Below are 14,022 nucleotides of genomic sequence, written 5' to 3' on the forward strand. Positions count from 1 at the left end.
CCCTCCATCTGGGAACGGGCGAGCATAGCGGGCCGGGTCGGGAGGGTCTCGGCATTCTCCGGTGGTACCGCGACGGCAGCCGACGGATCGTCGTCCGTCCGCCGCGGCTGTTCCCAGGCTATTTGCCGAACCGAAACCGGAGTCCGAAGCCGATATACCGGCCTTCGTCACGGACATCCTGGGCGTAATCATAGCCGTAATAATCTTGGGTGTAGTTGTTGAACGGCTTTGCCAGCAGATTGCTCGCATCGACGCTCAACGTGAACTGCTTCGTCACGTCATAGCTGAACGAGAAATCCAGACGGCTGATCGACTTGGTATGCCACGTCGTCTGGTTGCCGAGAATGTCGGTGCCGAAGGATCGGATGTAGGGATTGCGATAGTTGTAGGACAATCGTGTGGTGATGCCGTGTTTCTCGTAGAAGACCGCGGCGTTGTAGGCCCATTTGGACAAGCCCACGATCTGCACGAAGTCGCCATAGGTGAACGCGCCGGTTCCGATCGCGAATTGCGGCGTGCGGTTCTTGCCGTCCAAATAGGTGGCGTTCGTCTGGATGCCGAAGCCTTTGAGTGCTCCGGGCAGAAAGTCGAAGAACGTCTGGAAGTTGACCTCGGCACCCTTGATCTTGCCTTCGCCCGCGTTTTCGGGGCGGCTCAGTTGCAGGAACCCATATTGGGGATCATCGACGTAACGCGTGTAGTTGTTGATGAAACCATTGAGGTTGCGGTAGAAGAGCGCTGCGCTGACGAAGCCCGACTTCGAAAAATAATATTCGAGGCTGGCATCGTAATTGTGCGACGTGAGTGGCCGCAGATTGGGGTTGCCCCCCGAACCCGTGGCGGTGATCCGCGACGTGGGATCGCTGGGATCGATCGGCTTGTTCGGATTGCGGATGACCTGGTTGATCTGGACGGCCGGGTCCAGCTCGCCGAAATCCGGTTTCGTCCGGGTGAAGGTGTAACCCAGGCGAAGCTGCAGTTTGTCCGTGAACTTGACGCGCATGCTGGCATTGGGAAGCAGATCGAGATAATCCTGCCGGAGTCGCTGCGGCGTCTCGACCGTGACGCCGTTATTGGTGATCTGCGACGTGCCCGAATACAGGCCATGGGTGATGACGGCGCGTAGGCCGGCCACCCCGTCGATCACGATCGAGCCGATGTTCACGCCATATTTGCCCTGCAGATAGGCCGCATAGGTCTGTTCGCTCGCGTGATAGGTGTTGGCCGGATCGATCTGCACGTCGTCGGTCGCGAACGCGGTCTGCGCATCCTTGTAACCCTGATCCGTCGGATTGAGCGCGACCAACTGCGCCAGTGCCTGCCGGGATGCCGGGAGCAAGGCGGCCTGGTTGTTGTAAACCCCCGTGTAGGAGGGAACCAGATATTGCGTAAAGCCCTGCACCGGATCGCGGAACGGGTTCTGGCTGAGAACCAGCTTGCCGATCGGCAGGCTGGCGAAGGGGATCTGCAGATCCTCGGTATAGGCGTAACGGTTGCCCGACAGGTAGCTGGCACTGCGATCTGTGATGCGATAGCCGAATTGCAGTTTGTGGAGCAGCGGCCATGTGCTGGTGTCGAGCACGAGATCGCTGCGCCACTGAAAACCGTTGCCCGCCGTCCGGTACTTGGTCTCGTAATAGCCGCGCCAGATATAGTTGTTCGGATTGGTGATGTCGTAGTTCGGCAGGCTGAAGGCGACGCCGCCGTCCTTGATGAAATCGGCCTGGATCGTCGGTGCAGTGGTCAGCGCGGAATCGATGCTGTGCGCGCGGGTATGATAGACGCTATGGCTGTAGGCCGCATCAGTCGTGAGCGTGGCGATGCCCGTCGTCCATTTGCCCCCGATCGCGACCTGATAGGTGTCGGTCGAGGAGAGGCTGGTCGAACGATACATCTGCGGACGGTAGCCGCCGCTTTTGGTGAGGCTTTTCACCTGCCGGGTGCCGTCGACCAGGACGACGTCGGATAACGTCGGGGCCGCGCCGGTGGCGCTTTCGCCACGCAGATCGGCTTCGAAGTCGTCGACGATGCTTTGTTCGCGGTATCCCTGATAGATACCCTCCAGATAGAATTGGAGGTCGTTGCTGGGTTGCCATTGCATTGAGAAATTGCCGGACGGCCGGTCGCGCTTGCCGCTCGTATTGTAGAGGCCGACCGTATAGGGATATCGGATATTGTTGCCGACCGACGCCGGCGTGATGATGGAAGCCGGGCTCGCATCCGTTATGTACGTGTTGTTGAACCGGATGCCATTGTGATATTGCGACTGGGCATAGGTCACGTTCGCTAGGAAACCGATTTCGCCGATACCGGTGCTCCAGCGGTCGGAAACGAGAATGTTGCCGCCCGGATCGAATTTTCGGCTCTGGTCGTTGTACGTGCCGCGGATTCCGCCTGCCATTTCAAGTCCTTTGAAATCAAAGGGACGGCGCGTGCGCACGTTGATGAGGCCGGCGAGGCCGGGCTCGATCAGGTCCGCAGTGCCTGATTTGTAGATTTCGAGCGCGGCAAGTGCCTGCGACGGAAAGTCCTGCAAGGCGGCCTGGCGTTGTTCGGCAGTGAAGAATTCCCGCCCGTTCAACGACGTCGCGACGTCCGGCAGGCCACGAACGAGAATGCCGCTGACTTCGTCATTGTAGCGCTGGACCTGAACGCCCGCGATGCGCGCCAGAGTCTCGGCGGCGTTGTCGTCGGGAAGCTTGCCGATATCCTGCGCGACGACGGCATCGAGGATCGAATCCGAATCCCGCTTCAGCGTGGCCGCGCTGGCAAGGCTCTGGCGAACGCCGGTGACGACGATGTCGCTGCCGGACTTGGCGTCCTTGGCATCCGGCACGTTCTGGTTGCCGCTGTCCGTCTGATCGGTCTGCATCGGCGCGGCGAGTGCCTGCGCCGGAAGCGATGACAATGCTGCTGGCGCGACAGTCATCAGAAGTGCGAAACGAAGCAGACTGCGCTTCGCGTGGGTTCGATTCCAGTTGGGCAACGCGGCGCATTCGGCTGCGGATCGGTGTGACGTCCCCATAGTCCTTCCCCCTTTTAAGCTCGTGTTCTCCCCAGTGAGGTGGCTAGCATATCGTATCCTATATACTCTGCAATGAAATTGTCAGTCTAATGCAACATGAAGCGACAATTTTGCGTCGAAATGCTCGTTAGGATGACAATTATAATGTCAGACCAATGCTTTGGGGTCCGCTGCCACGTTACATCGGCGAAGGGACTTGCGCCCAAGCTCGAGCGACGAGACGGGCATGGGCAACCGCATCGAACTCGGGGAACGCCCTCGCGAAAGTCGGGTAAGACGGCGGATCGATTCCGGCAGTGCTTACAGGCACGCCTCGAGATACGCCTGGTCGAAGCCATATTGGCGCGCCTTGTCGAGCGTATAGGGGCGCAGGCCCATCGAGCGATATTCGCCGATGATCTTGCCGTCGGCGCTCTCGTCGAGATATTCGAACTTGAACAGCTCCTGGGTGACGATCACCGGGCCCTCCATGCCGATCACCTCGGTGACGTTGGTGACGCGGCGCGAGCCGTCGCGCAGGCGCTTCACCTGGATGATGAGCTCGACCGAATCGGCGATCTGGCGGCTGATCGCTTCCTTGGGCACCTTGATGTCCGACATCATCACCATGTTTTCCATGCGGGCCAGCGCCTCGCGGGGGGAGTTGGCGTGGAGCGTGCACATCGATCCGTCGTGACCCGTGTTCATCGCGGCAAGCATGTCGAAACACTCGGACCCGCGGATTTCGCCGAGGATGATGCGATCTGGGCGCATACGCAGCGCGTTCTTCACGAGATCGCGGATGCTGATCTCGCCTTGCCCTTCAAGGTTGGCGGGGCGCGTCTCTAGCGGCAGCCAATGCGGCTGTTGCAGGCGAAGCTCGGCCGCGTCCTCGATCGTCAGCACGCGCTCGCCGGGGTCGATCATCTTGGAGAGCGCGTTCAGCATCGTCGTCTTGCCCGAGCCGGTGCCGCCCGAGATCACGACGTTGAAGCGGCTGGCGCCGGCGATCTTCAGCGCCGTTGCCATTTTGGGGCTCATCGATCCGCCGCCCGCCATCATGTCGAGCGTGATCGGCTTGGCGGAGAACTTACGGATCGAGATCGCGGTGCCGCGAAGCGACAGCGGCGGCACGATGACGTTGACGCGGCTGCCGTCCTTCAGGCGGGCATCGGCGAGCGGCGTGGTCTGGTCGACGCGCCGGCCGACCGAATTGACGATGCGCTGCGCGATCTGGAACAGATGCTCCTCGTCGCGGAACTGGACCTGCGCGAGCTCGAGCTTGCCCTTGCGCTCGACATAGGTCTGCTCGGGGCCGTTGACCATGATGTCGGTGATGTTGGGATCGGCGAGCAGCTCCTCGAGCGGCCCCAGGCCCAGCAGCTCGTCGACCAGCACCTTTTCCAGCGCGAACTGTTCACGCCGGTTGAGCGTCAGCTTCAGTTCGGCGAGCACCTCGCCGATGATCGGGCGGAATTCCTCGGCCAGCTCGTCCTTGCCGAGCGTCGCCGCGGCTTCCGGATCGACGCGTTCCAACAGGCGGGGGAGGACCTGTTCCTTGATCTTGTGGATCGAGTTCTCGAAACCCTCGTTCTTGCTGCTGCCCGAGTCGGCGCTCGCGGCCTGACGATCGGCCAGCCGCTGCATCGCATCCATCGCGGTGCCGGGCATGTTGCCCATCGGCGCTTCGGTTTCGCCGGGCATCGGCAGCGTGTCGAGCGGCGGAAACTGGCTGCCACCCTCGGGCTCGGGCCGCGCCGGGGCGCCGCCCTGCATCGGCCGCGCCACGCCAAAGGCCGGCCGTACCGGCTGCCCACCCGCTCCATTTCGACGCCCGAACGCGCTCATGCCTTGTCCCTCATGGTCGCAGCCGGGTTAGGGCGTAAGTTTCAAGAATTGCCTAACCACAATGCTTGGCGCCGCGGCGTGCGAACGATAGGTCGGTGGGATGCGCCTGGCCTTGCTCATCCGATCCGCTTGCCCTGGGGCAGGCCCCCGCCGGGGAACATGGGCGAGCCTGGCGTTTCTCCTGCTCCTCGTGCTCCTTCCCGGGCCTGCCCATGCCGACGATATCGGCGCGACCGCGCGCGGGGTCGTGCGCGTGGTGACGATCGCGGTGGTGGATGGGCAGGTGGTGGGCTTCGGCCATGGCAGCGGCTTCGCGGTCGCGCCCAACCGTATCGTCACCAACGCGCATGTAGTCGAACTGGCGGAACGCTATCCGGCCAATGTCGTGATCGGCGTGGTGCCGTCCGAGGGCGCGAAATCCTATCAGGGCCATGTCGTCGCCTATGACGCGCATACCGATCTGGCGCTGATCGAGTTCAAGGGCGGCACGCTGCCGCCCGCGGCGCTCTATACCGGGCCGGTGGGCGAGGGCGATGCGGTGGTGGCGCTCGGCTATCCCGGCAATGTCGACGTCGCGACCGCGCAATCGGCGGCGGACTATATCCATCCCGTCTCGCCGGTGCGCTCCGAGGGCGGCTTTTCGGCGCGGCGCAGCCTCAGCGGCGTCGACGTGCTGCTCCACACCGCCAGCATCGCACGCGGCAATTCGGGTGGGCCGCTGCTCGATCGCTGCGGTCGGGTGATCGGTGTCAATTCGGCGATCACGCAGGGTGAACAGGGTGATTCGAATTTCGGTTTCGCGATCGCGGAGAGCGAGCTGGCGCGGTTCCTAGGCGCCGCCAAACAGCCTTACGCCGCGATCGGGACGGCCTGCACCTCGATCGAGGACCGGTTGCGCCAGGATGCGGAGGCCGATGCGCGCAGCATCGCCGATGCCACGACGGCGCGGCACGACGCGGCCACGCACGCGGCGATGGCGCGCGAGGATGCGCTGGCCAAGGCGCGCAATGCGGCGGAGCGCGGGCGGGAAAACGTGATGGCGCTGGCCGGGCTGTTGCTGGTGGCGGGGGCGCTGACGATCGGCGGCGCGGGGCTGCTCGAATTGCGGGGCCGGCGCCGTGCGGCGATCTGGACGGCGGTGGCGGGCACGCTCGGCATGCTGGCGGCGGTGATCGTGTTCCTGGCGCGCCCCTCGGGCGACGTCACCGTGCCGGCCGAGGCGCGCGCGTCGACGATCGGGTCGCCTGCGCCCGATACGGCGTTGGGCGCGATGACGTGCACGCTGATCCCCGAGCGCAGCCGGCTGACCGTCTCGCCCGGCACCGACGTCGCGCTGAGCTGGGGTCAGGGCGGGTGCGCGGACGGGCGCACCCAGTTCGCCGCCAACGGCACGCGTTGGGAGCGGCTGGTGGTGCCCGACGACGTCCAGACGATCTCCGCGCTGCGCTTCGATCCGGCGACGCGGATCTATTCCGACACGCGCTATCTGATGTCGGAGGCGGGGATGGCGGCGGCGCGCGCGGCACGGGGGCCGGTGCAGGGCCGGGCGTGCAGCGCCGATCCGCAGGTCGCGAGCCGGATCGCGCAACAGCAGGAGGCGATCCGCGCCACGCTGCCGCCGCTCCCCAACGAAAAGCTGGTCTATTCCTGCTCGAAACGCTGACGCTCGCGCGCCAGCAATGCGGTCTTGCGCGCGACGCCCCAGGCATAGCCGCCGAGCGCACCGTCGCCGCGGCGGACGCGGTGGCAGGGGACGATCACCGCCACCGGGTTCGCGCCGCACGCGCTGCCCGCGGCGCGCACCGCGCGCGGGTTGCCCGCCAGAGCGGCGAGCTCGGCATAGCTGCGCGTCTCGCCCGCCGGTATGGTGGCGAGCGTGCGCCATACCGCCTCCTGGAACGCGGTGCCGCGGATATCGAGCGGCAGCGGGGCGCCGGGGGTCTGCCCTTCGACCACGGCCACGACGTCGGCGGCCAGCGTCGCGAGCGCTTCGTCGCCCGGCTCGATCGTGGCGGCGGGGAAGCGGGCGGCGAGCGCATCGGCATCCTCGTCGAACGCCACGCGGCACAGGCCCTTCGCCGTGGCGGCGATCAGCAGTGGGCCCAGGCCGGTGGCCGCGATCGTCCAGCGGATGGCGACGCCGGCACCGCCGCGCACCCACAGGCTGGGACTCATGCCCAGTCGCTTCGCGCCATCGTCGTAGAAGCGGCTGGGCGCGGCATAGCCGGCCGCCAGGATCGCATCGGTCACGTTCGTCTCCTCGGTGAGCGTCTCGGCCACCTGCGCGGCCCGCACGCCGCGCGCCCAGGCGGCAGGGCTGACGCCGGTCGCGCGCGTGAACAGCCGCTGGAAATGATGCGGCGCATAGCCGACGCGCGCGGCCAGCGCATCGAGCGGGATCGGGCCGTCCGCCAGGGCCGCGACCGCCTCGGCCACCGCACGCGCGTCCCTTGCCAAGGTATCGGGCGTGCAGCGGCGGCAGGCGCGGAACCCGGCGGCTTCGGCGGCGGCGGGATCGGGATGGAACACGACGTTCGCGCGCAGCGGCCGGCGCGCGGGGCAGCTCGCGCGGCAATAGATGCCGGTGGTCGTCACCGCGACGACGAAGCGGCCGTCCGCACTCCGGTCGCGGGCGGCGAAGGCGGTCCAGGCGGTATCGGCGTCGATCATGTGCGGCGGTGTACGCGCTCCCGCCGCTTACCGCATCCCGCGGCTTGCGTTCGAACTCTGCGGGCGCCCGTCAGCGGCACCAGCTCACCACCAGGCACGCCGTCGCCGCGAACGCCGCCAGCACCGTCGCGCCGCCCAGCAGGTTCGTCACCCAGCCATTGGTCTGCGCGCCCATCACCGCGCGATCGTTGGTCATCAGCATCATCATGAGCAGCAGCGGCGGCACGGAAAATCCCTGCACGATCCCCGACCAGACGAGCGCGCGCATCGGATTGAAGCCGAGGAAGTTCAGCCCCACCGCCAGCACCGTCACGCCCACGATCGTACCGTAGAAGAGCTTCGCGCCCGGCACCGGGGTGTTGAGGTCGCCGGTGCGCCCCAGGCCCTGCACCAGATCATAGGCCGCGCCCGTCGTCATCACCGGCACGGCGAGAAAGCCGACGCCGACCACGCCCAGCGCGAACAGATATTTGGCGGCCGGCCCCGCCAGCGGCTGGAGCGCCTGCGCCGCCTGCGCCGCGCTCGCGATATCGGTCTGGCCGTTCGCGTGGAGCGTGGCGCCGGTCGACAGGATGATGAAATAGAGGATGACGTTCGAAAAGATCATGCCGGTGAGCACGTCGCGCCGCACATGGCGAAGCTCGGCCCGCGTTGCGCCCTTGCGCTGTTCGGGCATGGTGCGGCCCGCTTCGATCTGCTCTTCCACCTCCTGGTTCGATTGCCAGGTATAGACATAGGCGGACAGCGACGTGCCGATGCACGCCACCACCATCGCCAGCATGTCGCTGGTGAACGCGACGTGCGGCACGAAGGTGGCGTGCAGCACCGCGCCCCAATCGGGCTTCGCCAGCAGCGCGGCAGCGACATAGGCGAACAGCGCGAGCGTCAGCCCCTGGAAGATCGTGCGGATCAGCGCATAGGAACCGAGCAGCTGGAACAGCGCGATGCCTGTGGCCGCGGCCACCACGATCAGCGGGATCGGGATCGGCACCAGCAGCCCCATCGCCGCGCCCATGCCGCCCAGATTGGCCGCCGCCTCGATGATGTTGCCGACGAACGCGCCCGCCATCAGCGGGAACAGCAGCCCGCGCGGATAGCGATCGCGGATGATCGCGAAGAGCCCCTTGCCGTAGACCTGCCCGAGCTTGGCCGACAGATAGGTGACGACATACATCATCGGCAGCAGCAGGGGCGCGATCCAGAGGAATCCCAGGCCGAACTTCGCGCCGGCGCTCGCATAGGTGCCGATCGCGGACGGATCGTCGTCCGCGGCGCCGGTGATGATCCCGGTGCCGAGCCGCCGGAGCAGGCCGCCGTGCGACGAAGGAAGGGGATCGCTCATGCCCTTGCCCTAACCCGATCGCACCCCCGCCGCCTTGGCCTCGATCAGCCGCGCGGCAGCGATATGGCCGATCCGCTTGCATCCCCGCGGGGCCGATGCTAACCGCCGGCCACCATTCGACAAGCGCGGTTTCGCGCCATCCCGTCGCTTGGCCCGGCAATGTTGAGCAACGAGGAAACGAATCGCGTGGAGGCATCCGGCGGTATTCAGGCGAGCTTAGGCGGGCGCTATGCGCTGGCGCTGTTCGAGCTCGCACGCGACGCGAACGCGATCGACCGGGTCGAGGCGAGCCTCGCGACGGTTCGCGACGCGCTTTCCGCTTCGGACGATTTCCGCACGCTGACGACGAGCCCGCTCGTCTCGCGCGCCAACGCCGCCAAGGCGGTGTCGCAGACGGCCGACCAGCTCGGCCTCGACCCGACGACGCGCAGCTTTCTCGGCGTGCTGGCCGAAAACCGCCGGCTCGACCAACTGCCCAAGATCATGCGCGCCTTCCGCACGCTGGCCGCCACGCATCGCGGCGAGGTCGCGGCCGAGGTGACGTCGGCGCATCCGCTCGACGAAGGCCAGGTCGACGCGCTGAAGCAGCAGCTGCGCACCCGCGTCGGCCGTGAGGTCTCGGTCGATCTCTCGGTCGATCCCGATCTCCTCGGCGGGCTCGTCGTCCGCATCGGCTCCCAGATGATCGACAGCTCGATCCGCACCCGTTTGAACGCTCTCGCGCACGCGATGAAAGGCTAATTCATGGATATCCGCGCCGCAGAAATCTCGAAGGTCATCCGTGACCAGATCAGCAATTTCGGCGACCAGGCCCAGGTCTCCGAGACCGGCCAGGTGCTGAGCGTCGGCGACGGCATCGCGCGCATCTACGGGCTCGACAACGTCCAGGCGGGCGAGATGGTCGAATTTGCGAACGGCGTGCAAGGCATGGCGCTCAACCTGGAGGCCGACAATGTCGGCGTCGTGATCTTCGGCTCGGATGCCGAGATCAAGGAGGGCGACGTCGTCAAGCGCACCGGCACGATCGTGGACGTGCCGATCGGCAAGGGGCTGCTCGGCCGCGTGGTCGACGGCCTCGGCAATCCGATCGACGGCAAGGGCCCGATCGAGACGACCGAGCGCAGCCGCGTCGAGGTGAAGGCGCCGGGCATCATCCCGCGCCAGTCGGTCAGCGAGCCGATGCAGTCGGGGCTGAAGGCGATCGACGCGCTCGTGCCCGTCGGCCGCGGCCAGCGCGAACTCATCATCGGCGATCGCCAGACCGGCAAGTCCGCCGTCGCGATCGACGCCTTCATCAACCAGAAGGGCGTCAACGCCGGCACCGACGAGAGCAAGAAGCTCTATTGCGTCTATGTCGCCGTCGGCCAGAAGCGCTCGACCGTGGCGCAGCTCGTTCGCACGCTGACCGAGCAGGGCGCGATGGAATATTCGATCGTGGTCGCCGCGACCGCGTCGGACCCTGCGCCGCTCCAGTTCCTGGCGCCCTATACCGGCACCGCGATGGGCGAATATTTCCGCGATCGCGGGATGCACGCGCTGATCGTGTTCGACGATCTGTCGAAGCAGGCGGTCGCCTATCGCCAGATGTCGCTGCTGCTGCGCCGCCCGCCGGGCCGCGAAGCCTATCCCGGCGACGTGTTCTATCTCCACAGCCGTCTGCTGGAGCGCGCCGCCAAGATGTCGGACGCGAATGGCGGCGGCTCGCTGACCGCGCTGCCGATCATTGAGACGCAGGCGGGCGACGTCTCGGCCTACATCCCGACCAATGTGATCTCGATCACCGACGGCCAGATCTTCCTCGAGACCGACCTGTTCTTCGCGGGCATCCGCCCGGCGATCAACGTCGGCCTGTCGGTCAGCCGCGTCGGCTCCGCCGCGCAGACCAAGGCGATGAAGAAGGTGTCCGGCTCGATCAAGCTGGAGTTGGCGCAGTATCGCGAGATGGCGGCGTTCGCGCAGTTCGGCTCGGACCTCGACGCCTCGACTCAGCGGCTGCTGGCGCGCGGCGCTCGCCTGACCGAACTGCTGAAGCAGAAGCAGTTCTCGCCGATGCCCTTCGAGGAGCAGACCGCGTCGATCTTCGCCGGCACCGCAGGCTATCTCGATGCGGTGAAGGTCGAGGACGTGGTGCGCTACGAGGCGGCGATGATCGCCGATCTGCGCGCCAACCACGCCGATGTGCTGACCAAGATCCGCGACACGCGCGATCTGGGTGACGAGGCCAAGACCGGGCTGAAATCGGCGTTGGACGCATTCGCGAAGACGTTCGCGTAATCATGGACTGATCCCCGGCCGAGGCGGGGGATCAGGCTTTCTTCTGGACTGGACTCCGGCCTTCGCCGGGGAACGAAGGCGCTAAATGGCATCTCTCAAGGCCCTCAAGATCCGCATCGGCTCGGTGAAGTCGACGCAGAAGATCACCAAGGCGATGAAGATGGTCGCCGCCGCCAAGCTGCGCCGCGCGCAGGAGGCGGCGGTCGCCGGCCGTCCCTATGCCGAGCGGCTGGAGCAGGTGATGGCCAGCCTCGCCTCCAAGGTGAGCGTCAGCGAATCCTCGCCGAAGCTGCTGGCGGGCACCGGCAAGGATCAGGTGCATCTGATCGTCGTCGCCACGTCGGAGCGCGGCCTGGCTGGCGCGTTCAACACCAACATCGTCCGCGCCGCGCGCAAGCAGGCCGAGGCGCTGGAGGCGGCGGGCAAGACGGTGCATTTCTACCTCGCCGGCAAGAAGGGCCGGGTGCTGCGCCGCTTCTACCCGACGCAGATCGTCGCCGATTACGAGCTGGGCGGGATCAAGCGCGTCGGTTTCGGCGATGCGCAGGGCCTGGCGCAGGATCTGATCGGCCGCTTCGAGGCGGGCGAGTTCGACGTCGCGCATCTGTTCTACGCCAAGTTCGTCTCGGCGCTGGTGCAGGAGCCGACCGGCATGCAGATCATCCCGGTCGCCATCCCCAAGGATGCGGCGGCGCCCGGCGGCAACGTCGCCGCGGTCGAATATGAGCCCGACGAGGAGGCGATCCTCGCCGACCTGCTGCCGCGCAACGTCGCCATCCAGATCTTCCGCGCCATGCTGGAGAACGCCGCCTCCGAACAGGGCAGCCGGATGAACGCGATGGAGAATGCGACCAAGAACGCGGGCGACATGATCAACCGCCTCTCGATCCAGTATAACCGCACCCGCCAGGCCGCGATCACGACCGAGCTGGTGGAAATCATCTCGGGCGCCGAAGCGCTCTAAGAATCGCAAGCAGGAAGAACCGCAATGGCCACCGCCGCTGAAGACATCCGCCCGACCCAGGATACGGGCCGCACCAACAATGTCGGCACGATCGCCCAGGTGATCGGCGCCGTCGTGGACGTGCATTTCCCCGAGAACCTGCCCGCGATCCTCTCCGCGCTCGAGACGGACAACAACGGCAACCGGCTCGTGCTCGAGGTGGCGCAGCATCTGGGCGAGAACACGGTGCGCACGATCGCGATGGACGCGACCGAGGGTCTGACCCGCGGGCAGACCGTGCGCGATACCGGCAGCCAGATCATGGTGCCGGTCGGCCCCGCGACGCTCGGCCGCATCCTGAACGTGATCGGCGAGCCGATCGACGAGCGCGGCCCCGTCGGCACCGACATGCGCGCGCCGATCCATGCCGAGGCGCCCCCCTTCATCGACCAGTCGACCGAGAGCGCGATCCTCGTCACCGGCATCAAGGTGATCGACCTGCTCGCGCCCTATGCGCGCGGCGGCAAGATCGGCCTGTTCGGCGGCGCCGGCGTCGGCAAGACCGTGTTGATCCAGGAGCTCATCAACAACATCGCCAAGGGCCATGGCGGCGTGTCGGTGTTCGCCGGCGTCGGCGAGCGCACCCGCGAGGGCAACGATCTCTATCACGAATTCCTCGACGCGGGCGTCATCGCCAAGGATGCGGACGGCAATCCGACGCCCGACGGCTCCAAGGTGGCGCTGGTGTTCGGCCAGATGAACGAGCCGCCGGGCGCACGTGCGCGCGTCGCGCTGTCAGGTCTGACGATCGCCGAATATTTCCGCGATACCGAAGGGCAGGACGTGCTGTTCTTCGTCGACAACATCTTCCGCTTCACCCAGGCGGGCGCGGAAGTGTCGGCGCTGCTCGGTCGCATCCCGTCGGCGGTGGGCTATCAGCCGACGCTGTCGACCGACATGGGTGCGCTGCAGGAGCGGATCACCTCGACCAACAAGGGCTCGATCACCTCGGTCCAGGCGATCTACGTTCCCGCGGACGATCTCACCGATCCGGCGCCGGCCACCTCGTTCGCGCATCTGGATGCGACGACGACGCTGAACCGCGCGATCTCGGAACTCGGCATCTATCCGGCGGTCGATCCGCTCGATTCGACCAGCCGCGTGCTGGAGCCGCGCGTGGTCGGGCAGGAGCATTACGAGACGGCACGCGCCGTTCAGTCGCTGCTCCAGCGTTACAAGTCGCTGCAGGACATCATCGCCATCCTCGGGATGGACGAGCTGTCCGAAGAGGACAAGCTGACCGTGCAGCGCGCTCGCAAGATCCAGCGCTTCCTGTCGCAGCCCTTCCACGTCGCAGAGGTCTTCACCGGCATCCCCGGCAAGTTCGTGCAGATCGAGGACACGATCCGCTCGTTCAAGGCGGTGGTCGACGGCGAATACGACCATCTGCCCGAGAGCGCGTTCTACATGGTCGGCGGCATCGACGAAGCCGTCGCCAAGGCCGAGAAGATGGCGCAGGAAGCGTAAGGGAAAGCCCGATGCTCCATTTCGAACTCGTCACCCCCGAAAAGCTGATCCGCTCGGAAGAGGTGTATATGGTCACGGTGCCGGGCACCGAGGGCGACTTCGGCGTGCTGGAGGGCCATGCCCCCGTCATGTCGACGATCCGCGACGGTGCGCTGGTGATCCAGCGCACCCAGGGCGCCGCGCCCGAGACGATCGTGATCGAGGGCGGTTTCGCCGAAGTGAACGATCGCGGACTGACCGTGCTGGCCGAACGCGCGCTGTAAGCAGACTATCGAGCGATAGCCGATATTCTCCTACACTGTTCCCCGGCGAAGGCCGGGGTCCAGTTGCAAAAGCTTTTCTGAAAGCCACGGAGGTTCCCAACTGGGCCCCGGTCTTCGCCGGCGAACGGATGGGTCGTGTTGATCGCCGAAC

At 66.1% G+C, this 14,022-nt stretch carries 10 protein-coding genes; 6 read left to right on the forward strand and 4 right to left on the reverse strand.

The features are described 5' to 3' along the window. Positions 1 to 118: 118 nt before the first annotated feature. A complete protein-coding gene (locus L8H00_RS07840; protein WP_242096750.1) occupies positions 119 to 2,929 on the reverse strand; it encodes a TonB-dependent receptor in 2,811 nt (936 codons plus the stop codon). 396 nt (positions 2,930 to 3,325) lie between these two features. Beyond that, entirely contained in the window at positions 3,326 to 4,852 is a 1,527-nt protein-coding gene (locus L8H00_RS07845; RefSeq protein ID WP_242096751.1) for a CpaF family protein, read from the reverse strand. Between the two features lie 190 nt (positions 4,853 to 5,042). On the opposite strand from L8H00_RS07845, the gene L8H00_RS07850 reads away from it, so the two are divergent. Then, on the forward strand, positions 5,043 to 6,515 hold the full coding sequence (locus tag L8H00_RS07850) for a trypsin-like peptidase domain-containing protein (protein WP_347340718.1): 1,473 nt from the start codon (positions 5,043 to 5,045) through the stop codon (positions 6,513 to 6,515). Here the strand turns inward: L8H00_RS07850 and ada are convergent. Both ada and L8H00_RS07860 read right to left on the reverse strand, forming a co-directional pair. Next, complete coding sequence (gene ada, locus L8H00_RS07855; RefSeq protein WP_242096753.1) at positions 6,494 to 7,522, reverse strand: bifunctional DNA-binding transcriptional regulator/O6-methylguanine-DNA methyltransferase Ada; 1,029 nt, start codon at positions 7,520 to 7,522, stop codon at positions 6,494 to 6,496. The genes L8H00_RS07850 and ada overlap by 22 nt on opposite strands. A 70-nt stretch (positions 7,523 to 7,592) precedes the next feature. Continuing rightward, on the reverse strand, positions 7,593 to 8,864 hold the full coding sequence (locus L8H00_RS07860) for an Nramp family divalent metal transporter (protein WP_242096754.1): 1,272 nt from the start codon (positions 8,862 to 8,864) through the stop codon (positions 7,593 to 7,595). A 186-nt stretch (positions 8,865 to 9,050) separates the two neighbouring features. Between L8H00_RS07860 and L8H00_RS07865 the strand changes: the two genes are divergently transcribed. The 5 genes from L8H00_RS07865 to L8H00_RS07885 all read left to right on the forward strand — a co-directional run bounded on the left by L8H00_RS07865 (position 9,051) and on the right by L8H00_RS07885 (position 13,871). Continuing rightward, positions 9,051 to 9,605, forward strand: a complete 555-nt coding sequence (locus tag L8H00_RS07865; protein WP_242096755.1) for a F0F1 ATP synthase subunit delta — start codon at positions 9,051 to 9,053, stop codon at positions 9,603 to 9,605. A gap of 3 nt (positions 9,606 to 9,608) precedes the next feature. After that, positions 9,609 to 11,138 carry a F0F1 ATP synthase subunit alpha gene (atpA, locus tag L8H00_RS07870; RefSeq protein ID WP_242096756.1) on the forward strand — a complete coding sequence of 510 codons (1,530 nt, stop codon included), beginning with the start codon at positions 9,609 to 9,611 and terminating at the stop codon, positions 11,136 to 11,138. Between the two features lie 85 nt (positions 11,139 to 11,223). Next, the gene (locus L8H00_RS07875) at positions 11,224 to 12,102 is read left to right on the forward strand and encodes a F0F1 ATP synthase subunit gamma (protein ID WP_242096757.1); all 879 of its coding nucleotides are present in this window, start codon (positions 11,224 to 11,226) and stop codon (positions 12,100 to 12,102) included. 24 nt (positions 12,103 to 12,126) lie between these two features. Then, complete coding sequence (gene atpD / locus L8H00_RS07880) at positions 12,127 to 13,608, forward strand: F0F1 ATP synthase subunit beta (protein ID WP_242096758.1); 1,482 nt, start codon at positions 12,127 to 12,129, stop codon at positions 13,606 to 13,608. A gap of 11 nt (positions 13,609 to 13,619) precedes the next feature. Then, entirely contained in the window at positions 13,620 to 13,871 is a 252-nt protein-coding gene (locus tag L8H00_RS07885) for an ATP synthase F1 subunit epsilon (protein ID WP_242096759.1), read from the forward strand. The last annotated feature ends 151 nt before the right edge of the window (positions 13,872 to 14,022 follow it).

This window comes from Sphingomonas sp. CROZ-RG-20F-R02-07 (assembly GCF_022662335.1).
Classification (GTDB): domain Bacteria; phylum Pseudomonadota; class Alphaproteobacteria; order Sphingomonadales; family Sphingomonadaceae; genus Sphingomonas.